We start from the raw sequence: 23,538 nt of genomic DNA, 5'->3' as shown, positions 1-23,538 counted from the left end.
CTGCGAACTAAAGTCCGGGAGGCGCCGTCGTACTTCTTGCTAGAAGCCGGTGCGGGGCTATCACTGTTTTGATGCTCCCAGTGTGGCCAGCCAGCTCTGCAAGGACCATTTTCGTGGCCATCTCGCCTTGTACTTCCGGGCGTTGCTCCACAGTGCTCAGGCCCAGAGCTTCAGCGAATTCGTGATTGTCCATACCGATCACCGACAACTGGCCAGGTACCAAAATCCCGGCCCGGGCTGCAGCGAACATCACTCCCATGGCCATCTCGTCCGAGGTACAAAAAATGGCGGTGGGTTTTTCGCCGGGTCTGGCCCACAACCGCTCGAAAGCTTTCCAGCCGCTTTGCATGGTGTAGTCGCCGGTTTCGTCCCACTCAGGCCTGATCTCCAAATCGTGACGAACCATCACGTCTTCAAAGGCCTGACCGCGTGCCCTGGCCACAGTGAAGTTGAACTCTCGCTCATCTTGACCGTGCAGGAAGGCGATTCGCTGGTGGCCCAAATCCACCAAGTGATTCACAGCAACCGAGGCCGCCGCGTAATCGTCGATACCTATGTAAGGGCAGTGCTCGGCAAAACCACCCACCACCACCATGGGCAGGTCAATGTCGCGCATATGCTCTAGCTCTTCTGGGTTTAGCGCCATACACAGCACCAAAAGGGCGTCGATCTGCTTCTGAACCATGGCTTTGTTGAATAGCCGAGACCTGTCGCTGCCCTGACCGCCCAAGTTGAAGAGCATCAGGTTGTAGCCGTGGGCTTGGAGCTGTTTGTCAGCGCCTTCAATCGCCTTGGCAAAAAACCAGCGGTTTACAAAAGGTTCCAGCACACCGATGGTGCGGGTCCGCCCCGTCGCCAGCCCTGAAGCGGACGACGACGGGACGTAACCAAGCTCGTCGACGGTCGCCATAACGCGCCGTCGCGTTTTTTCAGAAACCCCAGGTAAGCCGCGAATGGAACGGGATACCGTGGCCGTGGAAACCCCTAAGGCACGCGCCACGTCCTCAATTCCGGACATGGCACATCACCCCTTGAGGCCACCTGCCAGTAGCCCACGAACAAAGTAACGCTGCAAGCCGAAGAAGACCAACAGCGGAACAATGATTGAGGTGAACGCCGCCGCTGGCAGCAGGTAATCCTTGTTGCCTCGGGTACCGGAAAGCTCAGCCAAACGCTGCGTTATGGGCGCAACGTCTGAGGTTCCTCCGGAGAACACCAAGGCCACAAGCAGGTCATTCCAGACCCATAGGAACTGGAAAATACCAAAGGATGCAAGTGCCGGAACGGAGAGCGGAAGGATCACACGGAAGAAGATCGTGGCGTGACCGGCACCATCAACACGTGCAGCTTCAATAACTTCGCCGGGAATCTCTGAGATGAAGTTGTGAAGTAGGAAGGTAGCCAGTGGAAGGGCAAAGATGGTGTGCGCAATCCACAACTGCAGGTATGACCCACCCGGCAACTTCAACACTTGTGTGAAGAGCTGAAGCAACGGAATCAAAGCCATCTGCAAGGGCACAATTTGCAAGGCGAAGACCAAAATGAACAGTGTGTCCTTGCCCTTGAACTTGCCCCAGCAGAACATGTACGCGGCCATTGCAGCGAGCACCAGCGGGAAAATCGTTGCCGGAATAACAATGGCTAGAGAGTTCAAGAAGTACTGACCCAGGTTAGGCGACTGCGAGCTGGCAGAGGACAAAACGTCAGCGTAGTTCTTGAACGTGAACTGCCAATCGGTGAAGGCATTCCACCAACCATTAGAGCGCGGGCCTTGTTGCATGGCCGCGGGCCTAAAGGATGAAACGAACAACCCGAAGGTTGGAATGGTCCATACAGCGGCGATCAGTACTGCAGCAACGGTGGCCCAACGGGAGGTAAGCCGGTTGCGCACACGGCGCATCACCTGCGGTTCTTCAGTGACGGTGCTCATCGGATCTCCCTCTGCTTGCGCAGAACTCGCGCGTTGTAAATGACCACTGGCAAGACCAAGAGGAACAGCACTAGGGCTAGCGCCGCACCGCGTCCTGGTTCACCGGCACGGAACGCCTGGGTGTACATCTCGTTGGCCACCACAGAGGTTTCGTAGTTACCGGCCGTCATGGTGCGGACAATGTCGAACACTTTCAGCGTGCCAATAGTGATGGTGGTGACCACCACCACCAAGGACCCACGAATGCCGGGAATGGTGATGTTGCGGAACTGCTGCAGGGCGTTGGCGCCGTCCAAGCGTGAAGCTTCCACGAGGTCCGCGGGGATGCCCTTAATGGCGGCGGAAAGTACCACCATGGCGAATCCTGTCTGGATCCACACCATCACTGCAATGAGGAAAAAGGTGTTGCCTGGCGCGTCCAGCAGGAACTGCAATGGCTTGGCACCAACTAGGCTGCGCAACTGGTTCAAAAGACCAGTCTGAGCAATGCCCTCGCCGCGGTAGTCGTAAACGAGCTTCCAAATGATACCGGCGCCCACGAAGGAGATGGCCATCGGCATAAAGACGAGTGCTTTGAGGATTTTTTCGCCGCGAGCCTTGTCAATAAAGACTGCGTAGGCGAGGCCAATTCCGGTGGAGAAAAGGGGGACAATAACTGTCCAGATGAGGGTGTTGCGTAGAGTGACCAGCGCTTCAGGCTGGGTGAAAATCCATACGAAGTTGTCTAAACCAACTACTTTTCCGCTGGAGTTGGTCAAAGAGAGGTACGCAGTTTGGATGGCTGGCCAGATCAGGCCTACGGCCAACAGCAGAAGTGCTGGGCCCAAAAACGCTACGATAAATCCCTTTTCGCGGATGCGCTTGGGAAGCACACCAACGGCTAAAACGATCACAACGATTACTGCCGCGAAGATCACCAGCGCCAGAAGGACTTGGAAAAGTTTGTCAAAAACGATGCCCATAACTACAGCTCCTGAGGTAGGGGCGAGGCCCGGGGTACTAGACCCCGGGCCTCAAAGAATTGACCGAACAGCTACTTCTTAGGCCAGCTGGACTCAATCTGGTCAACGACCTTGCTGGTGGGGGTGCCATTGACCCAGGAGACAATGCCCTTCCAGAACGAGTTGGAACCAACTGCACCGGGCATCAGGTCAGATGCGTCGAAGCGGAAGACCGTCTTAGGGTCCTGGAGCAGCTTGATAGATGCCTTGTCCAATGCGGTCTGAGCGTTGTTGGCGTCCAAGCCCTTGTTTGCGCTGATCACGCCGCCGAGCTTAACGCGGTTATTAGCGAAGTCTGCGCTGGCCATGTAAGCCAAGAAGGACTTAACTTCTTCAGTGTCTTTGTACGCGCCAACCATTTCGCCACCACCGGTGATGGCTTGGCCCTTGGACTCGTCCATTGGCGGTGCCATGAATGCCCAGACGTCGCCGTCTTCAGCAACCTTGGTGCCTTCCGGCCAGTTGGATGCCTGGAAGTTTGCTTGGTGGTGCATGGCGCAAGTGCCATCCAGAACCGGCTGGCCCGCCTGAGCGAAGCCTGTGGTCAAGATTGAACGGACGTCACCAAAGCCACCGTTAACGTTCTTCGGGTCCAGGATGATGGAACCAACCTTGTCAAAGGCTGAAACAATCTTGGGGTCGTTGAACGGGATCTCGTGAGATACCCACTGGTCGTAAACCTCGGGGCCGGATTCGCGCAGAACAGCGTCCTCAACCCAGTCGGTGCCCGGCCAGCCGGTTGCTTCACCGGACTCGAAGCCAACGCACCAAGGCTTCATTTTGCCTTCGTCAGCAATCTTTTTGGTCAAGGAGACCATGTCATCCCAGGTCTTGGGGATTTCCCAGCCGTTGTCCTTGAAAGTCTTGGGTGAGTACCAGACGTAGCCCTTGACGTTAGCAAGCATGGGTGCGGTGTAGAAGGTTCCGTCAACAGTGCCGTACTTCTTCCAGTCTGCGGACCAGTTCTTGTCTACCAAGTCAGAGACTGCCTGAGGTGCGGGCTTGAGGTAGCCGGCCTTGGCTTGATCTGCCATCAACCCGGGCTGCGGGAAGATTGCAACGTCCGGAGCAGTGCCAGCTTTGGCACGAACACCGATCTGGGTTTCAAATTCTTTGGAACCTTCATACTTGATGGTGATTCCGGTGCACTTCTCAAACTGTGACCAAGACTCTTCAAGGTTGGTGGCTTCTACGTCCACGATGGTGGAGTAAACGGAAACGGTTTTTCCGTCGTGCTTGCCGTAGCTGCTGTATGCCGAGCAATCATCACTACCGGCGCTGGAACCGCTGCTTGTGGTATCACCACTACATCCACTGACTGCCAAAGCAAGCGCTCCGACGGCGGCCAGGGGAAGCATCATGGTGGGTTTGGTTCTGAATTTCATCGGGGCTGACTCCTTTGTCATTAGTGCTGGCTAGCGGATCCCTTGCACTACTTCCTGAGTGCTGACTGCAAGACCGCTGAACCGAGCCTTAGTATTGGCCAGCGTAAGCGCTTACGTAGCTGCAACGCAAGAGGTTCCTGCATCAAGTTAACAACTAGTTACCAAAGTGAAACCTTGGGCTAATAGCAGCGAGTTATCCACAGGCGACGATTTTCGACTTCACCACAGGCTCGGCGGCTGGCACCATAACTTTTATGGGGACATCATTCACGGTTGATTACCGCTCTCTCAGCGCCAAGGCAGGGCAGATCGAGTCCATTGCCATGTTGTTGGGCTGCTTCCTGCCTTTCACGCTTGACGAGTCAAGGTCGCTCTCAATCGCCAATTCCGTCCGCACTTCCGGAGAGCTCACGGACACAACCCTGAAGAACTTCGGCGACGAGTTTATGTCGATCGCGCGCGATGTCCGGGAAGCGGCGGTCAGCTACGCGTCCACTGAAGGCCCTGCGTCTGGGGATGCTTCCTACTCATTGCCTGCAGCGAGAAGCGGGCTGGGCCAAGTTCAGGCAATGTCCTAATGGCGCCGGTTCTTGTTTCCGCTGAGAATCCGGGAGACCACAACCCGGCCGAGATTGAAAGTTCACTGGTTTCGCTCCACGCCCGGGTTGGAGCGCTTGAGCAGGCGCAACGCAATTGCAGGGCACTCCCTGTGGAGGTGCAAGCAATCTGGGAGGGGCGCTCTGCCACGGCATGGTCCATAGTAATGGAACGCATGGCTGGGTTGTTGGGTGCCGCTGCCGAGGCCGTGAGCCAGCAGCAAAGTGCTTTGCGCAGCTATGGCGAGGAATTGAAGAAGATCCAAGTGGAATCCCGCACCTTGTTGGACCGCAGACAAGGGGCCAATAATTGGCTGCTGGCAAACCCGGCCACCCCTCCAATTGCCTTTTTGGACTCCATTTCGCTACCAAAATCTGCAGATTTGGCACTGCACGAAGAAAAACAAACCGAGCTGTGGGAATGCGAGCGCTCCCTCGACGTCATGCGCCAACGCCGGTTCGAAGCTGACGAACGCTTGGAGCAGGCACTGGTGCAACACGCCATCCACCCTTATGTGGGCCGCCGTCAGGCTTTCCTTAACGCTGGGATCGCCGACCCGGAAGGCTTGAGCCCACAAGCCAGAGGAACCACCTTAGCCACTGCTGCACAGGCCTTCCTGAAACACCCTGGGGACTTCGAATCCTATGGTGAACAGTTGGTTGGCATGCTCTTGCCGTATGCGGATGATCCTGAAACCATGTCCGCGTTTTATGAGTCACTTGGGGCCAAAAAGACCTTGGACCTAAAAACGCTTTTGGCTCAGTACTCCCAAGCCGGGACGGAATTTGGTTCGGCTTTGGTGCCCGTACTGTTGAACGGCCTGGCAGTGGGAACTCAGAGCTGGGATAGTACAACAGCACGCAAGTACTTCTCCTCAATCACCGGTGAATCCAAGGGCCGTCTGAGCCTAACTGCCAGCCCGGCAGAGCTCGGTGCGCTGTTTACTGGCACCATGCCAATGGGCGCTTCGGCCGTCATGGTGGCTTCGGAAATCTTGGACAAATTTGCCCGGCAACGGAGCGGAACGGATGGCGCGGCACTCCACACCCAAATCCTTAAAGGTATGGCACCGTTGTTGACCCGGGTTGCCACAATCAAGGACCTCGCGCTGGAGTTTCTATCCGGTGACATCGGTGCAGAGCGAATCAAATATTGGTTTGCCCAAGACTTCAGCAACATAGATGAGTTCGTCTCGGTCGCGCTCCTGTGGCAGTCGATCGAACAGGCCGTTTCTGCGAATAACTATAAAGGCCAGATACGTGAAAATACGGCCGTTATGTCCTTCCACATCATCCAGACGCTTTTGGCCAATCCATCGGTCATCGATGGGCATTCCCCCGAGGCAGGGGAAATTATGGCCACCGCCGTAGCCATTGAAGTGCCCGGCCTTGCAGCAACCACACTCAGCGCCCTGAACAAGTCCGCCAACGGAACAACAGTGAGCGGACAAATGTTCGATGCCACCCAACGAACCACCCCACGAGTGGAACGTGAGGAGCTCACCCGGTTAGTGAAAATCGTTATGCACCATGATCGCGGCGAACGTCTGATGCGAAGCCTTGCTGACGAATATGCGTCTTCTACAGCAGACGCGTCATCAACAATGAACATTAGCGACAAAATCGAAGCAGCCAAGCGAAGCGTTCAGCTGTGGACCATCGTTGATGCCGCCAGCCAGGACAAACCCATCAACCAGGCCGAGGTTGAGGACCAACAAATTACCGCCACTGGTGTAGTGGTCAAAACTGCCGTGGGTTACATCCCGATGGGCAAGCTGCTGAGCTTTGTTGTGGCCCGGACACCAGAACAGCAAGTGAGCTGGTTGGGCCTGAACTCGGCAGGCGTTCACGGTAAGCCCAATTGGATCAGCGCCTTGTTGGCCCACCATGCTGACGATGCTAAAGCCGCCTCGAACGCAAATCTTCAGAGTCAAGAGCTTCATCTCCGAATGGTCATTACAGCCTCGCTGGGGCACTCCTTAGGTGTTGATGTTGTAACACCGGCCGGGGGCGTGAACAGCGATTCCAAGCTCAGCGACCAACAAGCCAAAGAATGGCTAGCTAAGTACCAGCCGCCGGTTGATGCGGCAATCGTCAATGCCGAAAATGACGCTGTGACTCAGGGGCCCAAACCCGTCACACACTCCTCCGTCAATGAGATCTTCAATGTTTACGCGGAACTCGCCAAGGACCAACGTGATGCCCCGGACTTCAGCAAGCCTGCCCAGAACTAAGTGCAACAGCTCAGCGCTTTTGTGACGCGCCCACTGCAAACTCCAAGGGCCGTTTAAGGCTGGCGGGATAGGCTGGGCGCGAGGTCAGCGACAGAAAGGTCAGCCATGCCAATAGCATCCGCGTCCGCAAAGCCCTGGTGGTACGACGCCGTCATTTATCAGGTCTACCCGCGCTCATATTCTGACGCCAACGGGGACGGTATGGGTGACCTTCCCGGCATCACTGCGCGCCTAGACCACCTCGCTGAGCTAGGTGTTGACGCCGTGTGGTTGAGCCCGTTCTACCGCTCCCCTCAGGCCGACGCCGGCTATGACGTTGCAGACTACCGCCAGGTGGACCCGCTCTTCGGGACGATCGACGACTTCGACGCTTTGCGCACCCGCGCCCGCGAACTGGGTCTGCGCGTGATCGTGGATCTGGTCCCGAACCACACCTCTGACCAGCACGTATGGTTCCAGGAGGCACTCGCTGCCGCGCCCGGTTCCCCCGCGCGCGAACGCTACATGTTCCGCCCTGGCCTGGATGGGAAGGTAAAGGGCGACGGCGCCCTGCCGCCGAACGATTGGCAGTCCATCTTCGGTGGGCCTGCTTGGACGCGTGTGGTGGAGCCCGACGGTACCCCCGGTGAGTGGTACCTCCACATTTTTGCCTCCCAACAGCCCGATCTCAATTGGCACAACCCCGAGGTTCGCACCGAATTCGAAGCCATTTTGCGCTTCTGGCTGGACAAGGGTGTGGACGGATTCCGCGTAGACGTCGCTCACGGGCTCATCAAGGCAGACGGGTTACCCAATTGGTCTGCCAAGGTGGCCATGGTGGAAGGCAGCAAAACTGAAACAGCCCCGGCAGAAGAAGCACCGGAATCCCCAGAAGCGCCGCCGTACTTTGATCAGGACGGTGTCCACGAGATCTACCGCGAGTGGCACAAGGTTTTGGCCGAATACGACGGCGACCGCCTGCTTGTTGCCGAAGCATGGGTAGAGCCTGTGGCCCGTCTGATGCGCTACGTGCGTCATAACGAAATGCAACAGGCCTTCAACTTCGGCTATCTCACTGCCGGCTGGGACGCCCTGCGCCTGAGCAAAAGCATCGATGAATCTTTGGCCGCCAGCGCCACGGTTGAACGACCCACCACGTGGGTGCTTTCCAACCACGATTCGGTGCGCCATACATCCCGCTTTGGCCTGAAGGACCCCACCACGTATCCGCGCGGTATTTCCGCCCAAGAGGAACAACCGGATGAAGCGCTGGGCCTGCACCGCGGCCGCGCAGCAAGCTTGTTGATGTTCGCCTTGCCCGGCTCGGCATATATCTACCAGGGCGAAGAACTCGGCCTGCCCGAGCACACCACGCTCCCGGCAGAGTTCCGTCAGGACCCCTCGTTTTTCCGGACCAAGGGAAAAGAAACAGGCCGGGACGGTTGCCGCGTCCCGCTGCCCTGGTCGCCGGACGAACCCGGCTACGGTTTCAGCCTTCCAACACCGGGCACCGATGGTGCTGCAACCGCTACAACTACGACGGCGGCACCCGCCCAGTCCGCTGCACCTGCCACGCCATGGCTACCCCAGCCAGAGACCTTCCGCAAGTACGCCGCGCAGCTGCAGTCCGGCGTCGTAGGTTCCACGCTGGAGATGTACCGTGCGGCGCTCAAGGCGCGCCAGGAATGGGCTTTGGGTAAGGGCATTTTGGTGTGGTCGCCTTTGCATGCGCCTACGGCTGGGGTGGTTTCTTTTACCAACGGGAAGCTCTTGGTGCTCGCGAATCTGGGCTCAACCGCGGTTGAGCTACCGGCCGAATTTACGGTGTTTTTGCCCAGCGACAGCGCGGCAGTAAGCGGGACAGTGCTCAATCCCAACGCCGCTGTCTGGCTGCTCCCCAAGAGCTAAGGCAGAATGCTAGAACACAACAGCTGAGGGCCGGTCACCCAACAAAAGTTGGTGACCGGCCCTCAGCTGTTTAATCCCTAGATAGAACTACGTTCTACTTGTCGCCCTTAAACATACCGGCGATCTTGGAGCCCAAGCCCTTGGCGTTCTCGAGAGCGTCAGCAGCGAATTCCTTGACGTTTTCAGCAGCGTCTTCGGCGAATTCTTTAACGTTCTCTGCAGCGTCAGCAGCGAACTCTTTGGTGTTCTCTACAGCGTCTGCTGCAAACTCCTTGACGTTCTCTGCAGCGTCAGCGGCGCCAGCCTTGACATCTTCAGGCAAGTTATCGCTCATGGTGTATCTCCTTGTATCCGGTGATTCCACTGGCGTCCCGCTTGCCACAATCGACGGCCCGGACGCGCAGAAGTACAGGGGAAAATCCCCTCTGATCACCAAGCTAAGTGCACAGGGAGCCCGTATGCAAGACTCACGGGCGCGAATCGCCAAAGAGTGGACGATTTCTGGGCAGCTGGCGGGGTGTTACGGACTAGCGAACACGTTCAGCCCGGGTGAAGCGGGCTCGTGTGCCCGAACCAATGTGGATCAAAACCGGGGTCTTATGCCCCACCACCGCATCTAGGGCCGTAGCCAGCTGGGACACTTCTGCCGCCAGACGCTGGGGCGCAACGCCTTGGCGCGGACTCAACCGTACTTTGAGCGCCGGGGTGCCCTTGATCCGGTACGTTGTGACACTCGCACCCACCAAGTCGGTGCGTTCGGCGAGCGCAGCTCGCATGGCCTGCTCGGCCACACCGCCTCCAATACGGACGTCGCCGGGAGTTTCTCCGCCATCCTCGTCTAGGAGCAGTTCGTCCCCCCGGCCCTTGCCCTGCTGGGCCAGCCAGCTGCCAGCAAGAATAATAACCACCACCAGGATCACCGCCACAACAGCCCAAATCCAGCTTCCGGAGCTGCCGGGAATGAGCGTACGTTCCACGCCGTCATCCAGCGATTGCTTCCAGCTACCCGCCGTGGCGGTCCACCAATTAACAAACTGTGGGGATACGGCTAGTGCGATACCAGTGGCTCCCACCGCAAGGAGGAGCAGTCCGATGATGGCTAGCAGGACGCGGTTGGTCACGCGGGGTGTTTCATTCATGCGCCAATCACTCCCGTCGAAGCGAGGTTCACACGGACTGTAGGCATTGGTTGTGGGGCCATGTTGTTCAGCTCTTCTTGAACGGCGGCAGCAATGGTCTCTTCACGAACCGGGACACCAGAAGTGGGCCGAACATTGACTAGGACCTGAGCGCGGGAGACGGTAACCAGAACTTGGGCCTGAGAGACTCCCGCAGCCAAACGCGCGCGGCGAGCCAAAGCCGAGGCGATGACTTCGTCGTCGATCACCACACCGGTGCGGTCATTGGCGATCACGTGGCGGGCCCGGCGTCCAGGGAAAACTGACTGCCCCAAAAACAGCAAACCGAGGAAGGCAATCACGGCTCCACCAGCTCCCAGCAAAGTCGGGGAAACGCCTTGAGGTAAGGCCGCAAGATGGGTCAGAATCTTTTGGGGATCAGCCAACCAAGCGGGCTGACCAATAGCTTTGAGGGTTGTTTCCAAGAGTGCGTAGAGGCAGACCACAATGACCAGCACCGCCGCAATGCTTGCTGCACCGGCCCGGGAGGAGAAGCTCTCGCGGGTGACGATGTTGCGCATCAAGGAATCATTTTCGGTACTCATCTAACCCTCCCTGCATCCTTAATTCGTGCACCAGAGAGGCGAATATCAACCCGGCTCACGTGCGAGCCACTCATCCGAGTCACGTCCTTAATGATGTCCTCTTTGGCGCGTCTGGCACGTTCCAGCACTGAACCGCCGCCAGTCTGCACTCGGGACGGATCACGAAGCACGGCTGAGAGCGGAGGGACGTTGATGGGTGCGCTGATCGCCAAAGCCAGCAGGCCGTCGTCGTCGTTTAATGTCACCCGCACCTCCGTTGCCGGCACGCCCAAGGCCGAGGCTGCCGCGGCACGCGCTAAACTGCTCAGCGCTTGGCTGCTGATGCGAGTGTGGCCAGCCAAGGCGCTAGCGGACTGAGTCCTAGCGTCGGCGCTTATTGCGTCTGCCCTCATGAGGACGAGCGGCGGCCTGTGACGGCGTCCAAAACGCTACGAAGGTCCAGTTTGCCCTCAGCTGCACGGCCCAAAAGTGCGCCGACGGCCATAAATACGATGGCGATCAGGAAACCCCAGAGGCCAAATTGGAGCGCCATAAACGCTACAAAAGCGCCAACACCAATGCCAACGACCGTCAGATTCATCGCAGAACCTCGCGGCCAATTGGTTCACCGGCTGCTTGGACTGACGCGGCTCCCGCACCGCTTCCAGCAGGAGTGGCGGGTTTGGCGGGCTGGCCGAGGTAAACGTCGTTAATTTCGATGTTCACTTCAATAACCTGCAAACCCACCAGCTGCTCAACCGCGTTGTACACGGCGGCGCGGACCTCGTTGGCTACTTGGCGGAGAGGGTGGCCGTAGATCGCTACAAGATTAATGTCCACGGCCACCTGGGTTTCGCCCACCTCGGCGCGAACCCCAGCCGAGTGATCGGAGCTGCCCACGGCGTCACGGATTGCGCCGAGCGCTCGCGAGGAGCCGCTGCCTAGAGAATGCACTCCTGGCACGGCACGTGCAGCAATGCCTGCCACCTTGGCAACCGCCGATTCGGAGATGATGGTTCGTCCGTTCGCACCGGTCTCAGCGTGCAGCGCAGTCTGGTCCTGATAGTCCATGATGTGCTCCCCTTCCGTTATTTCCACCCTAACGCCTGTGCGCCCGGGGTTAGCTAAAAAGTTGGGTGGCATGTGACTAACCTCTTGAGCTTTGGGACCGCCACGAGTGCTCAGGCGCGAACCCCAGGAGCCGCTTGGCTTTGTCGATGGAGAGCATGGTTTCGTGCTCGCCGAGTTCTTTGACCACCTTGACGTTGGGGAAAACTTCAGCGGCCAGACTCGCACTGGAACGGCTCATCACGGTGTCTTCATTGGCGACGATAAAAGCTTCAAAGCCGGGCGTTTTGTAGTCCAACGCCCGCGCCACAGCCTGTGCTCCGTCGCGTCCGTCAATGTAGCCCCAGAGGTTCCATTTCCGCAGCGTTGCGTCCTGGTCGAAGGCCGGGAAGTGCGCGTAATCCTCCGGGTCCATCACGTTGGAGAATCGCAACGCACTGATGCTCAGTTCCGGATCCCAGCGCGTCAGCTGGATGGCCATCTGCTCTTCGAGGTGCTTGACCAGAGAGTAGGTGCTTTCCGGGCGGGCAGGGTATTCCTCGTCTACCGGAATATAGGGAGGGTCGACGTCGAACGGCAGCCCCAGTACCGTCTCGCTGGAGGCGTAAACAATCTTCTTAATGCCAGCCCTGCGGGCAGCCTGAAAGACGTTATAGGTGGACTGCATGTTGTTCTCGAAAGTGGCAGCGTCCGGGGCCAAACCGGGCGCCGGGATGGCGCCGAGGTGCACGATTGCGTCGAAGCCTTGGTGCCGGTCATCCAAGCCAAGGATGACGTCAACTACTTGCCCGTAATTGCGTAGATCCACCTGTGTGAATCCCGCGGCACGCTCGCCCGCACGGTCCAGGTTGGTCACGTTGTGGCCGTCCTCAGTCAAGCGTTTGACCACGCTGCGACCTAGCTTGCCGCTTCCGCCTGTTACAGCAACTTTCATCAAAACTCCTTGGTGGTTCTACCAGCGTGAATGGATGGACTCGCGGAAATAGGTGCTGTAGATCTTCTTAACGTTGGCCTCGAAGTCCGCCCCCAGTTGCTCCAAGACTTCCGGGGCTGCTGCGTTGGAGCGGGCTTGTTCCGGGTTCCTAGCCCCTGGGATTACCGAGCTGACCCCGTCTTGGGTGGTAATCCATGCAATGGCAGCTTGGGCGGTTGTTGCGCCGGCTGGAACAAGGTTTTTGAAGGCTTCTACGGCTTTGAGTCCCTGTTCAAAGTCCACACCAGAGAACGTCTCGCCCACATCAAAAGCTTCACCATTGCGGTTGTAGTTCCGGTGGTCGTTCTCCGCGAAGACAGTTTCCGCCGTGTACTTGCCTGACAGCAGACCGGATGCCAATGGAACCCGGGCAATGATGCCAACGTCAGCTTTTTTGGCTGCAGGGAGGACCTCATCCAAGGGCTTAAGCCGGAACGCATTAAGAATAATCTGCACTGTGGCTACACCGTGTTTGATGGCTTCTAGCGCTTCATCAGTCCGCTCAACACTGACGCCATAGTTTTTGATTGCACCTTCGCTAACCAATGTTTCTAGAGCATCGTAAACTTCCGGGCGGCTGTAGACGGCGGTTGGTGGGCAGTGCAACTGGACTAGGTCCAGACTGTCCGTCCCGAGGTTTTTGCGCGAACGGTCTACCCATTGCCGGAAGTTTTCCAAGGAGTAGTTCTCAGGAATTTGTTCTAGGCGGCGGCCCATTTTGGTGGCCACTGTGATGTCTAGCTCTGGGTTGGCAGCCAAGAACGCGCCAATGGTTTTTTCGCTCTGCCCGTCCCCATAGACATCAGCTGTATCAAAAAACGTCACACCGGATTCAACAGCGGCGTCCAGCACCTTCGCTGCTTCCTTGGGATCTACCTCGCCCCAATCGGCACCAAGTTGCCATGTGCCGAGTCCAACCACAGAAACGGAGCGGCCTGTTGTACCTAATACGCGTTGTTCCATGGCACGACTATAGCCACTGCATCACGGCCAAAGAGGACAGCGGAAAAGAAAAAACCCCGCCGCTCCCGTGTAAACACTGGGAACTGCGGGGTTCTAGCTGGTGGCTCCGACCGGCGTCGATCCGGTGACCTTTCGATTTTCAGTCGAACGCTCTACCAACTGAGCTACAGAGCCTAGGTGACATGTCACCATGACCGCCGGGAAACTTCCTAGCAATCAGAGCGACCCTGACGGGACTCGAACCCGCGACCTCCGCCGTGACAGGGCGGCGCGCTAACCAACTGCGCTACAGGGCCATACTTTTTACAACAGTGTTTTTTGCGGCTCCCCGCATTTCACAAGCAATAATCCTACCAGTATTTCTACTGGTTTCTGACCATTCCCTGAGTACCCCCAACGGGATTCGAACCCGTGCCGCCGCCGTGAAAGGGCGGTGTCCTAGGCCGCTAGACGATGGGGGCCAGAACGCACTTTTCGCGATTTTCGGGCATACCCGATCCCCGCTGAAGTGGACTATAAAACTATATGTGCTGATCGCCGAAAAGCCAAAACGAGGTTCAGAAGGCTTTCCGCGCTGGCTGATCATCGGCTCGATTGTTGCGTTCGGCGGGGTGGCAATGATCGCACTAGGTTCGGGAACACGGACGACGGCGGATGTTGCCGGAGTCCTGTTGTGCCTCCTTTCCGCTGTACTCGCCTCAGTTAGCGTCATCATTCAGAAGCCAGTCCTGCGAAGTTTTACCGCCCCTCAAGCCACCTGGTTCGGGATTATGGTGGGCGCCATTTGCTGCTTGCCATTCTCTGGGCAGCTGATCAGCGAGCTGAGCACTGCACCCTTGCCGTCAACACTCGGGCTGATATACCTCGGCGTTTTCCCCACCGCCATCGCGTTCACAACATGGGGCTACGCACTCTCGCAGATCAGCGCGGGCGGCCTCGCCGCAACCACTTATCTGGTCCCCGGGGCAACGATTCTGATTTCCTGGTTCCTGCTCAGTGAGGTTCCAGGCCCGTGGGGCTGGGTTGGTGGTGTGGTCTGTTTGATTGGCGTGGCACTGACAAGCCGCAAGCAGCATTAGCCTTGACGTATGGGCCACGACCACGGGCATTCGCACGCACTCACCGCAACCGGTAAACACCGGAAGCGCCTCCTTGCTGTACTAGTCATCACCCTGGCGGTGGTGGGGATCCAAGTAGTGGGCGCCATCATTTCTGGCTCACTCGCGCTATTTGCAGACGCCGGGCACATGCTTTCGGATGCGGCCGGAGTTTTTATTGCACTCACCGCGGCATGGATTGCTACTCGTCCGGCTAGCGACCAGCGCACGTACGGCTTCGCGCGGGCCGAAGTCTTGGCTGCTCTGGCTAACGCGTTGATCCTGCTGGTGATTTCAGTGGTGATCCTGATCGAAGCGATCCGTCGCTTTGGCACTACCCCTGAAGTTCATACCGACGTCATGCTGTTCGCGGCCATCCTCGGCGCCGTGGCCAACCTAGTGTCGCTACTGATTCTGCGTGGCGGGCAACAGGAAAGCCTCAACGTTCGCGGCGCCTACCTTGAAGTGCTGGGCGATCTCCTGGGATCCATCGCCGTGATTGTGGCAGCGATCGTCATTATGACCACCGGCTTCGCCGCGGCGGACACCATAGCCTCCGTGGTGATCGCGCTGATGATCCTGCCCCGAGCCTGGAGCCTGCTGCGTGACGTAGTAGACGTCCTCTTAGAGGCAACCCCCAAAGGTGTGGACGTGCAAATGATCCGCGAACACATCCTTGCCGTGGAAGGTGTGGTGGACGTTCACGACATTCACATCTGGACCATCACCTCAGGTGTGCCGGTATTCTCGGCGCACGTTGTGGTGGCTGACGAACTCCTCACAGCCCGTGGCGCCGACGGAATTCTGGATCAACTTAGCGGCTGTTTAGGCACACATTTTGATACCGAGCACTGCACTTTTCAGCTGGAACCGGCTGACCATTCCGCCCACGAAGATCACCAGCACGCATAAGGCGAGAGCCGTCGTCGTGCGTGTCCTTTGCATCTCCACTGCGTCTCCTTTACGGCTTCACACTGTCCCGACACGCCGCAACAAATGCCCCTAAATGACACCATTGTTGTTTATGTTGATAATGAGACGAATGTTGCCAAAGTGACAATTGATCACATAACCTCGTAAAGCTGGACGATCCGCAGAGGGGCACTCCCCGCGCGCCAATGGCGCCAACCACCCCAACCCTCACTCGTTCAAGCCCTGAGACCTACGAGGTTTTTTTGATGAGTTTGAACCGAAGTGGACGCTACGTAGCAGCGTTGAGCACAGCAGCACTGTTGATGACCGGTTTTGTTGGCACCGCATCTGCCCAGCCACAAACTGTTTCCGCACCTCTCGCTCCGCACGTTGGCACCAGTCGGGACATCCCTACCCCGCAAGAAATTGCCGACGCCAAAGCCCACGCGAGCTCCGCCGCGGAGGCCGTGAGCCGGGTAGAGAAGCTGATTGAACAGACCAGCGATGACCAGCAAGCCAGCTTTGTGGAAAGCATGAAGGCCAATGACGCCTACACCACCGCCCTGCTAGCCCTCAAAGACCGTCAAGACGCAGCAGCTCTAGCCCAAAGCAAAGCAAAAGCCGCCAAAACTGCAGCGCAAAAGAGCCATAAAGATCTGGGAAACTTGGCCGCTAACATTTACAAAAACGGCGGACTGACTCCCAGCCTGAGCACTCTGATGCAGGACACCTCCGGCACTGACTTGCTCAATCGAGCCGCTACCCTCGACGCGATCACCGCCTCGCAAGCACGCACCGTCACCACCGCCGAGACCGCCAAGTCCGTGGCCGATTCGCTCCAAGCGACGGCAGATGAAACCTCCCGCGCAGCAGCAGAAGCAGCCAAAACTGCTGAGTCCACGAAAGCCACGGCTGAGGAAACCAACCAGGCTCGCGTTGAAGCAGTAGCCAGCGCAACTGCTGACAAAACTCTCTTGATCAGCCAGCTCGCCACACTCCGCAACACCACCGTTGCGCTAGAAACCAAGCGCGTGCAGGGCCTGGAACAACAGCGTGAAGCCGAGCGCCTGGCAGCTATTGCCGCTGCAGCAGCACGTCAGCCGGCACCCGCAGCGCCTTCTACAAATTCTGCCTCGGGCTCTTCTAGCGGCGGGTCCTCGAACACCGGCACCTCAATTCCCGTTGTGGCAGCACCAGCAGTCGCGGCACCCGTGACAAAGGCTCCAACGACGTCGGCACCAGCCTTGGTGCCAGCCGCGCCAGCTGCTCCCACGCCCATCACTCCGGCACCCGCACCCGTTGTTGCAGCACCGGCTCCTGCGCCTGTTGTTGCCGCTCCGGCTCCCGCACCCGTTGTTGCGGCTCCGGCACCTGCGCCTGTTGTTGCAGCACCGGCTCCCGCCCCAGCACCTGCGCCCGCCCCGGCAAGTTCCGCTGCACAAACGGCCATCAACTTTGCGATGTCAAAGGTTGGCGGTCCCTATGTGTGGGGCGGTAATGGTCCGGTTGGTTACGACTGCTCAGGCTTGGTTCATGCAGCGTTCGCAGCAGCAGGTGTGAACACTCCGCGCACCGCGACTGACCAGTACTGGGCTGCACCGAACCACATCCCGATTAGCCAAATTCAGCCCGGCGACCTGCTCCTCTTCGGCTCAGGACCAAGTTTCTACCATGTGGCCATCTACATCGGTGGCGGCAAAGTTGTGCAGGCACTGAACTACCAAGACGGAATCGCCGTCACCCAGTTGTCCTGGATGTCCGGGATGCAGCTCTACGGTTACGCTGCCCGGTACTAAACGTGCCACCCAACGCTCCGCTCAACACGGCGCTAACCACAAAGGTCCCCGCTTAGACCTGCGATCTTCCCAAGGCATGGCAGAGAAGCACGTGCTCTAAATCCGCGTGTTCTAGACGCCGCGCTATTTAGACGGTGCCAAGCATGGGACCAAAGTTGGACCTGTCAGCCAAGCGCGGATCTTCGCGGTCCGGAACAACCATGACCGGCCCCTTGGAGTGGTGCAATACGCCGTCCGAGGTGGAGCCCAGCATCATTCCGGCGAATCCGCCGCGGCCACGTGTGCCCAGCACTACGAGTTCAGCCTCGCGACTGGCCTCGACCATGACTTCAACCGGCGAACCATCTTTCAAGAGTGTGCTTGCTATGAGATTGGGGAAATGGCTCTTCAACCAGGCGATCCCTGCATCAAGTTGCGTCTGAATGTCCTTGAAAATTGCTTCGCGGTCCAGTGCTGCCGGGACCCATGCAAGCGTCCCACTGTACTGCGGCACGGCACAGACGATTTGCAGCTCGGCACCCATCCGCTCCGCTTGCGCCGCAGCCTCCAGAACGGCCACACGGGCCTGCTCGGAACCGTCAACGCCCACCACTACGCGGTTGGCAACAGCAATGTCCTGATCCTTGCGGATCTCTGCCTGAACATGGCGATCCTCTGTGGTCTCACCCAAGCGCGGAGCGCAACGAAGTGGAACAGTCACAGTGATGCACTTGGCGTGTGCCGGCAGGGCGGAACTCACGGAGCCCAGCAAGCGGCCCACAAATCCGCCCCGGCCGCGCGTACCAACCACCAAGAGCTCAGCCTCTTCGCTCAGCTCAAGCAGCACACCGGAGGCGTCGCCATTTTCAACGGTGGCGTCAACGTCAATGTTGTACTCGGCAACCTTGGCCAGTGCCTGCTTCAAGATTGCTTCAGCGCCATCCCGGATGACCCCGTCGTCAATGGTGGCGTAGCCGCCGTCGAGCCCTGAAGCCGCAAAAATTGGAATGGAGTATGCGGTCACAATGTGCAGCGGCTTGTTCCGACGCTGCGCTTCTTTCGCGGCCCAAATCAGCGCGCACTGGCCGTGTTCAGAGCCATCCACGCCCACCACAATGCCGCCAGAGGCGCCTGGCTCGGGGACCCTTGCTGCGGCCCGGCTTTCTTGGCCCGTTACTTCTGTACCGTTGACCCCTGTACCGTCCTGAACCAACCGGACCGCCTCCTTACGGTTGTGCCTGCACTATCAAGAACTCTTGCCCCAACTATTGCCCTTTGGCATCCGGTATTCAAGCCTGTGGAGGACGAGTTGGAGCTATCTTGCAAGAGTTGTCCACTTATGACTACCCAGTGCTGGAACAGTGCTAACGACGTGAAAGAGTGTCACTTGTAATAGCCGCAGCAGATTGCATCGAGGGGCAGAATTTTTTGATGAGCGGGTTCAAAATGTTCAATGCACACAAGCTAGGCGTTGAGTGGAGTAACTGGGCAGGAACCCAGCGGTGCCAACCTAGCGATTGGCACACCCCCACCACTGCTGAAGAAGTGGCCTCGATAGTCACCCAGGCTGTCCAAGACGGCACCCCCATCAAAGCCGTTGGCTCCGGACACAGCTTCAGCTCAATTGCCTTGAGCGCAGGCGTTCAACTCCGCACTCATGGGCTCTCCGGTCTGCTGCACGTAGACCGCGAGCGCAAAGAAGCCACGTTCCTTGGCGGCACTACCCTGCACCGTGCGTCAGCACTTTTGGAGCCGTATGGGCTGGCCTTAGAAAATCTGGGCGACATTGATCAACAAACCATCGCCGGAGCCATCTCCACAGGCACCCACGGGACCGGATTGAAGTTTGGTGTGCTGCCCACCCAGGTCAAGGCGTTGAAGATCGTCACGGGCACGGGAGCTCTCATCAGCTGCTCTGAAGAGAACAACCCGGAAGTGTTCTCTGCTGCACGGCTGGGTTTGGGCGCCATCGGCATCATCGTCGAGGTCACCATTCAGTGTGTGGACGCTTTTATCCTCCACGCTCAGGAACGGCGGGAACCTCTGGCTGGTGTGCTGGAATCGTTCACCGAGCGAGCAGCAAGTGTTGATCACTTTGAATTCTTTTGGTTTCCGCATACCAACACCGCGCTGAGCAAAAGCAACACTAGGTTGCCCGCTGGCACTGGACCGGAATACCACCAGAACACCTCGGTCCCAGGACGGCTTAATCCCATCGGCAAATTTGTGGACGAGACAGTTGTGTCCAATATTTTGTTCGATGGTCTCAACAGGGTTTTGCATCGCTTCCCGGCTGCCGTGCCACGCACCAACCGCGTGGTTACCCATTTGACGGGAAACCGCGAGTACTCGGACCGGTCTCATCTGGTGTTCGCCACCCCTAGAACCATCAAGTTCCGTGAGATGGAATATGCCTTGCCTTTGGAACAGGTTCCGGAGGTTGTGCGGGAACTCGAAGCAATGATCGCCCGGAAAAAGTTGAACGTGCCATTCCCCGTTGAGGTTCGCTGTGCCGCCGCTGATTCCATTCCACTTTCCACTGCCAATGGCCGCCTGACCGGCTACGTGGCCGTTCATGCCTATGTTCAGACCGAATTTACTGAGTACTTCCGGGCCGCGGAGGAGATCTTCCTAGCGCATGGAGGAAGGCCGCATTGGGGCAAGGTCCATTTCTTGGACTACCAGGTCCTCGGCGGGCTCTATCCAAGCATGGAAAAGTTCTGTAGTGTTCGAGACGTTGTTGATCCGGGACACGTTTTTAATAACGAATATCTTGCCCGAGTGTTACCACCATTCGGGGGATAATCCGCACCGTCGGACCGTATTTTTATGCGGTCCGCTACCTTTCCGAGGAGACCTGCTGGTATGAAGCGCACACCACATTTCCCCGAAGGCGCGGCCGAGGAAACTACCACCGTGGTCATTGGCTCGGGCCTTCCCGGTCTAGCGGTGGCCAGTGAACTGAGCCGCCAAGGCATTGCAGCGATTATTGTGGATGGCCTTGATATCCCTCTCCCCAGCCATACTTTGCGCGCGGATCCACCTGTAACCACCGGACAGCTCCCCCGCATTCACGACGCTGATGCCGCTTCGCATAGGGAACGCACCGAAATCATGCGTCACCTACGGAATTATGCCAATAGCCACGGCTTAGATATTCGCAAGGGCACCCACGCCATCCACCTGAGACCAATTGATAACGCACCTGCCAAGAGCAACACCAACGGCGCCGAGGCCATTGTCCCTGCTCCCAAGCAGCGATGGGCCATCCATACCGAAGACGGCGTGCTGTTGGCAGACAGCATTGTTCTAACCTACTGCGCACAAAACCAGCTGCGTCGCATGCTTGCCGAGCTGGGCATGTCACTGACCCGGGACGTTATTGCTGCCATGCGAAAACTTGGCATCTATCTGGTGGGCATCGGCGAACTTGTCACCCCGGGCCACAAAGAAGTTCTACGCAAAGCCAAGCTCGTAGGTCAGGTCATCTCTGGGGCAACCGCCGGGGCGGCAACTATTTCCCGGCCATCAGCCGGGCAGCGCGCCATCGGCTACGCCGGCGTCCGGCTGGCCTAGCAATCTCTGGCCGAGCTACCACTTACCTAGCTACCTCTTACCTAGCTAGCTGATGGACATCAACGAACTGACCTAAACGATCCGGTCCTGAGTGACGCCGTCTTCCTGATCGAAATCGTCATCGTCGTCATCATCTAATTCGTCATCAGATGCGTTTGCAGCCGATCCTGTGGAGTCAGCACCAATACGGCGGCGAGCCATCAGGGCCAACGCAACCAGCAAACCCACAGCCACTAGCGCAAACGCCACAATGCTCCAAGGGAACGGTTCGGAGGCGTCATCCGTGGCTGTCTCAGGTCCTGGAGAACCCGGTGCAGCAGTCCCAGCAACGGCGCCGTCGCCACTAGGTGCGGTAGCCGCCGTCGTACCTGAACCATCTGCCGCTGGTGAGCCGGCCTTTGCCGTGAACGTGAAATTTTCCTGAGTCCGGTGAGCGTCTGAGCTGACAATGTCCGCAAGGACCGTGTACTTACCGGCGGGGGCACCGGCCTTGAGTTTCTGTGTGACCACGTTGTCCACGATTGTGGGAGCACCGTCAGACCAGTTGGTTCCGCTCGCATCTTTCACCTGAACGATGGGATTGATGCCTTGGGGATTTTCGCTATAGGTGACGGTGACCTGGGAAGGAACCACGGCAACGGTGGAATCTTTACTGGGAGATGTTCCCACCACCGAGTCGTGGGCCGAGGCAGCAGCAACACCCAAGGATCCCAAACCGGCCACTAGCAACAAGGCCCCAAGCCAGCGCATCACCACCCTGCTCGAAGGTAAAAATGGCAGCCGTCGGGCACTCATCACGCTAGATCTCCTTGTATTTACGGGTGTTGCCTTAGTTACACACTAAGCTCTTTTGGACTCAGCCCAGCGCCGAAGCGAATATGATTTGACTCATCACCCCTAGTTCCCGGAGGCACAAGCATGCTCAAGCAGGGATCGGCACTGGACCGGTACTTCAAGATTTCGGAGCGCGGCTCCAATTTTTCACGCGAAATCCGTGGTGGTTTCGCAACGTTCTTCGCCATGAGCTACATCGTGGTGCTGAACCCCCTGATCCTCGCGGGCAAAGACTCGAGCGGTCAGGTTTTGGGCTTCACCGCCGTAGCGGCTGTCACCGCACTGGTGGCTGGTGTTTTGACCATTCTGATGGGCGCATGGGCCAAACACCCCTTCGCTTTGGCTACCGGCTTGGGCGTGAACGCCTTTGTAGCGGTCACTGTATCAACCCACCCCGGCCTGACCTGGCCGGACATGATGGGCCTCGTTGTCCTCTCCGGTGTGACCATGCTGATTCTGGTTCTGACCGGTTTCCGCACCGCCGTTTTCAAAGCCGTACCTGAGGGACTCAAGACCGCAATTGTTGTGGGCATTGGTCTGTTTATCGCTTTGATCGGCTTGGTGAACGCTGGCTTTGTTCGGCGTATCCCTGACGTTGCTGGCACCACCGTTCCGGTTGGTTTGGGTTTTGACGGCAAGCTGATGGGCTGGCCCACGTTGGTCTTCGTCTCTGGCCTAATCCTGACCATCGCTTTGGTGGTTCGCAAGGTTAAGGGCGCAATCCTGATCGGTATCATCGCCTCCACTGTTCTGTCCGTGATCCTCGAATTCACCCTGCACATTGGTCCCAGCTTCGACGGCAAGACCACCAACCCTCAGGGCTGGTCCCTAGTGGCCCCCAAGTTCACAGCTTGGACCGCACCGGACTTGAGTCTGATTGGTAAGGCCAACCCCTTCGGCGCCTTTGAGCACCTCGGTTTTGTTGCAGCAGCACTGCTGGCGTTTGTGATCCTGTTGTCGATTTTCTTTGACGCCATGGGAACCATGGTTGGCCTGGCTACCGAGGCTGGCACCATTGATAAGGATGGCAACATCCCCAACGTTGATCGGGTTCTCCAGATTGACGCTTTGGGCGCAATCGTTGGTGGTGGCGCTTCGGTGTCCTCCAACCAGATCTATGTCGAATCCGGCGCCGGCATTGGCGAAGGTGCACGTACCGGTTTGGCCTCTGTGGTCACCGGCCTGTTGTTCCTTGTGGCTATGTTCTTTACCCCGCTGATCAACTTGGTGCCGTTCGAGGCTGTGGCGCCGGCGCTCGTCGTCGTTGGTTTTATGATGGTTTCCCAGGTGGGACGCATCGACTGGAGCGACTGGGGCGTAGCCATTCCGGCGTTCCTGACCTTCACCCTGATGCCGTTCACCTACTCGATCGCTAACGGTCTGGGTGCCGGTTTCATCGCCTTTGTGCTGATCCGCACGTTCCAGGGCCGCGCACGCGAAATTCACCCATTGATGTGGACCGTGGCTGCCGCGTTCTTGATCTTCTTTGGAATTGGCCCGATCGAGCAAATGCTGGGCATCAACTAATTTCCCTCCGTCGAGTTGGCACTTCGCGTGGGTGTTTTCCCCAAAAACCCCCACGAAGTGCCCAACCTACACGTTTCA

The 23,538-nt window shown here is 58.1% G+C and carries 23 protein-coding genes and 3 tRNA genes; 9 read left to right on the top strand and 17 right to left on the bottom strand.

Annotated features, from left to right (window positions below):
* Window positions 1–7: 7 nt before the first annotated feature.
* From ACQR35_RS08820 to ACQR35_RS08805, 4 genes are all read right to left on the bottom strand, one after another.
* Window positions 8–1,018: a LacI family DNA-binding transcriptional regulator gene (locus ACQR35_RS08820; RefSeq protein ID WP_430267342.1), complete on the bottom strand. Its 1,011-nt coding sequence runs from the start codon at window positions 1,016–1,018 to the stop codon at window positions 8–10.
* A gap of 6 nt (window positions 1,019–1,024) precedes the next feature.
* Window positions 1,025–1,930: a carbohydrate ABC transporter permease gene (locus ACQR35_RS08815; RefSeq protein WP_430267341.1), complete on the bottom strand. Its 906-nt coding sequence runs from the start codon at window positions 1,928–1,930 to the stop codon at window positions 1,025–1,027.
* A complete protein-coding gene (locus ACQR35_RS08810) occupies window positions 1,927–2,892 on the bottom strand; it encodes a carbohydrate ABC transporter permease (RefSeq protein ID WP_430267340.1) in 966 nt (321 codons plus the stop codon). The genes ACQR35_RS08815 and ACQR35_RS08810 overlap by 4 nt, the downstream gene beginning before the upstream one ends.
* A 71-nt stretch (window positions 2,893–2,963) precedes the next feature.
* Window positions 2,964–4,316: an ABC transporter substrate-binding protein gene (locus ACQR35_RS08805; RefSeq protein WP_430269809.1), complete on the bottom strand. Its 1,353-nt coding sequence runs from the start codon at window positions 4,314–4,316 to the stop codon at window positions 2,964–2,966.
* A gap of 254 nt (window positions 4,317–4,570) precedes the next feature.
* On the opposite strand from ACQR35_RS08805, the gene ACQR35_RS08800 reads away from it, so the two are divergent.
* The 3 genes from ACQR35_RS08800 to ACQR35_RS08790 all read left to right on the top strand — a co-directional run bounded on the left by ACQR35_RS08800 (window position 4,571) and on the right by ACQR35_RS08790 (window position 9,033).
* Window positions 4,571–4,894, top strand: coding sequence for a hypothetical protein (locus tag ACQR35_RS08800; protein WP_430269808.1), 324 nt, complete (start codon window positions 4,571–4,573; stop codon window positions 4,892–4,894).
* On the top strand, window positions 4,894–7,146 hold the full coding sequence (locus ACQR35_RS08795; protein ID WP_430269807.1) for a hypothetical protein: 2,253 nt from the start codon (window positions 4,894–4,896) through the stop codon (window positions 7,144–7,146). The genes ACQR35_RS08800 and ACQR35_RS08795 overlap by 1 nt, the downstream gene beginning before the upstream one ends.
* A 105-nt stretch (window positions 7,147–7,251) precedes the next feature.
* The gene (locus ACQR35_RS08790; protein WP_430269806.1) at window positions 7,252–9,033 is read left to right on the top strand and encodes a glycoside hydrolase family 13 protein; all 1,782 of its coding nucleotides are present in this window, start codon (window positions 7,252–7,254) and stop codon (window positions 9,031–9,033) included.
* 94 nt (window positions 9,034–9,127) lie between these two features.
* Here ACQR35_RS08790 and ACQR35_RS08785 read toward each other — a convergent pair whose 3' ends face one another.
* From ACQR35_RS08785 to ACQR35_RS08735, 11 genes are all read right to left on the bottom strand, one after another.
* Window positions 9,128–9,367 carry a CsbD family protein gene (locus ACQR35_RS08785; RefSeq protein ID WP_430267335.1) on the bottom strand — a complete coding sequence of 80 codons (240 nt, stop codon included), beginning with the start codon at window positions 9,365–9,367 and terminating at the stop codon, window positions 9,128–9,130.
* Window positions 9,368–9,560: 193 nt separating this feature from the next.
* Window positions 9,561–10,172 carry a hypothetical protein gene (locus ACQR35_RS08780; RefSeq protein WP_430267334.1) on the bottom strand — a complete coding sequence of 204 codons (612 nt, stop codon included), beginning with the start codon at window positions 10,170–10,172 and terminating at the stop codon, window positions 9,561–9,563.
* Window positions 10,169–10,756 (bottom strand): DUF6286 domain-containing protein, encoded by a 588-nt coding sequence (locus ACQR35_RS08775; RefSeq protein WP_430267333.1) that lies wholly within the window; start codon window positions 10,754–10,756, stop codon window positions 10,169–10,171. The genes ACQR35_RS08780 and ACQR35_RS08775 overlap by 4 nt, the downstream gene beginning before the upstream one ends.
* Window positions 10,753–11,148: a hypothetical protein gene (locus tag ACQR35_RS08770; RefSeq protein WP_430267332.1), complete on the bottom strand. Its 396-nt coding sequence runs from the start codon at window positions 11,146–11,148 to the stop codon at window positions 10,753–10,755. Before ACQR35_RS08770 ends, ACQR35_RS08775 begins: the two co-directional genes overlap by 4 nt.
* Window positions 11,145–11,336 carry a hypothetical protein gene (locus tag ACQR35_RS08765; RefSeq protein ID WP_430267331.1) on the bottom strand — a complete coding sequence of 64 codons (192 nt, stop codon included), beginning with the start codon at window positions 11,334–11,336 and terminating at the stop codon, window positions 11,145–11,147. The genes ACQR35_RS08770 and ACQR35_RS08765 overlap by 4 nt, the downstream gene beginning before the upstream one ends.
* The gene (locus ACQR35_RS08760) at window positions 11,333–11,806 is read right to left on the bottom strand and encodes an Asp23/Gls24 family envelope stress response protein (protein ID WP_430269805.1); all 474 of its coding nucleotides are present in this window, start codon (window positions 11,804–11,806) and stop codon (window positions 11,333–11,335) included. Before ACQR35_RS08760 ends, ACQR35_RS08765 begins: the two co-directional genes overlap by 4 nt.
* A gap of 76 nt (window positions 11,807–11,882) precedes the next feature.
* A complete protein-coding gene (locus tag ACQR35_RS08755; RefSeq protein WP_430267329.1) occupies window positions 11,883–12,737 on the bottom strand; it encodes an NAD-dependent epimerase/dehydratase family protein in 855 nt (284 codons plus the stop codon).
* Between the two features lie 18 nt (window positions 12,738–12,755).
* Window positions 12,756–13,739 (bottom strand): aldo/keto reductase, encoded by a 984-nt coding sequence (locus ACQR35_RS08750; RefSeq protein WP_430267328.1) that lies wholly within the window; start codon window positions 13,737–13,739, stop codon window positions 12,756–12,758.
* Window positions 13,740–13,837: 98 nt separating this feature from the next.
* Window positions 13,838–13,913, bottom strand: a tRNA-Phe gene (locus ACQR35_RS08745).
* Between the two features lie 48 nt (window positions 13,914–13,961).
* Window positions 13,962–14,035: transfer RNA gene (locus tag ACQR35_RS08740), tRNA-Asp, on the bottom strand.
* A gap of 92 nt (window positions 14,036–14,127) precedes the next feature.
* A tRNA-Glu gene (locus ACQR35_RS08735) sits at window positions 14,128–14,200 on the bottom strand.
* Window positions 14,201–14,266: 66 nt separating this feature from the next.
* Between ACQR35_RS08735 and ACQR35_RS08730 the strand changes: the two genes are divergently transcribed.
* The 3 genes from ACQR35_RS08730 to ACQR35_RS08720 all read left to right on the top strand — a co-directional run bounded on the left by ACQR35_RS08730 (window position 14,267) and on the right by ACQR35_RS08720 (window position 17,544).
* On the top strand, window positions 14,267–14,818 hold the full coding sequence (locus tag ACQR35_RS08730; RefSeq protein ID WP_430267327.1) for a DMT family transporter: 552 nt from the start codon (window positions 14,267–14,269) through the stop codon (window positions 14,816–14,818).
* 9 nt (window positions 14,819–14,827) lie between these two features.
* A complete protein-coding gene (locus ACQR35_RS08725; RefSeq protein WP_430267326.1) occupies window positions 14,828–15,748 on the top strand; it encodes a cation diffusion facilitator family transporter in 921 nt (306 codons plus the stop codon).
* Between the two features lie 266 nt (window positions 15,749–16,014).
* Complete coding sequence (locus tag ACQR35_RS08720) at window positions 16,015–17,544, top strand: C40 family peptidase (RefSeq protein WP_430267325.1); 1,530 nt, start codon at window positions 16,015–16,017, stop codon at window positions 17,542–17,544.
* 127 nt (window positions 17,545–17,671) lie between these two features.
* Here the strand turns inward: ACQR35_RS08720 and ACQR35_RS08715 are convergent, their stop codons facing one another.
* Window positions 17,672–18,640 (bottom strand): universal stress protein, encoded by a 969-nt coding sequence (locus ACQR35_RS08715; protein WP_430269856.1) that lies wholly within the window; start codon window positions 18,638–18,640, stop codon window positions 17,672–17,674.
* Between the two features lie 314 nt (window positions 18,641–18,954).
* Here ACQR35_RS08715 and ACQR35_RS08710 point away from each other — a divergent pair, with 314 nt between their 5' ends.
* Window positions 18,955–20,328 carry a D-arabinono-1,4-lactone oxidase gene (locus tag ACQR35_RS08710; RefSeq protein WP_430267324.1) on the top strand — a complete coding sequence of 458 codons (1,374 nt, stop codon included), beginning with the start codon at window positions 18,955–18,957 and terminating at the stop codon, window positions 20,326–20,328.
* Between the two features lie 60 nt (window positions 20,329–20,388).
* Complete coding sequence (locus ACQR35_RS08705; protein ID WP_430267323.1) at window positions 20,389–21,099, top strand: FAD-binding protein; 711 nt, start codon at window positions 20,389–20,391, stop codon at window positions 21,097–21,099.
* 72 nt (window positions 21,100–21,171) lie between these two features.
* On the opposite strand, the gene ACQR35_RS08700 is transcribed toward ACQR35_RS08705, so the two are convergent.
* Entirely contained in the window at window positions 21,172–21,894 is a 723-nt protein-coding gene (locus tag ACQR35_RS08700) for a copper resistance CopC family protein (protein WP_430267322.1), read from the bottom strand.
* A gap of 123 nt (window positions 21,895–22,017) precedes the next feature.
* Here ACQR35_RS08700 and ACQR35_RS08695 point away from each other — a divergent pair, with 123 nt between their 5' ends.
* Entirely contained in the window at window positions 22,018–23,460 is a 1,443-nt protein-coding gene (locus ACQR35_RS08695) for an NCS2 family permease (RefSeq protein WP_430269804.1), read from the top strand.
* Window positions 23,461–23,538: the final 78 nt, after the last annotated feature.

Source organism: Pseudarthrobacter sp. J1738 (genome assembly GCF_050490315.1).
Classification (GTDB): Bacteria; Actinomycetota; Actinomycetes; order Actinomycetales; family Micrococcaceae; genus JBNPEO01.
The sequence above is the reverse complement of the archived record's forward strand: the minus strand, read 5'-3'. Positions and strand labels throughout refer to the sequence as shown.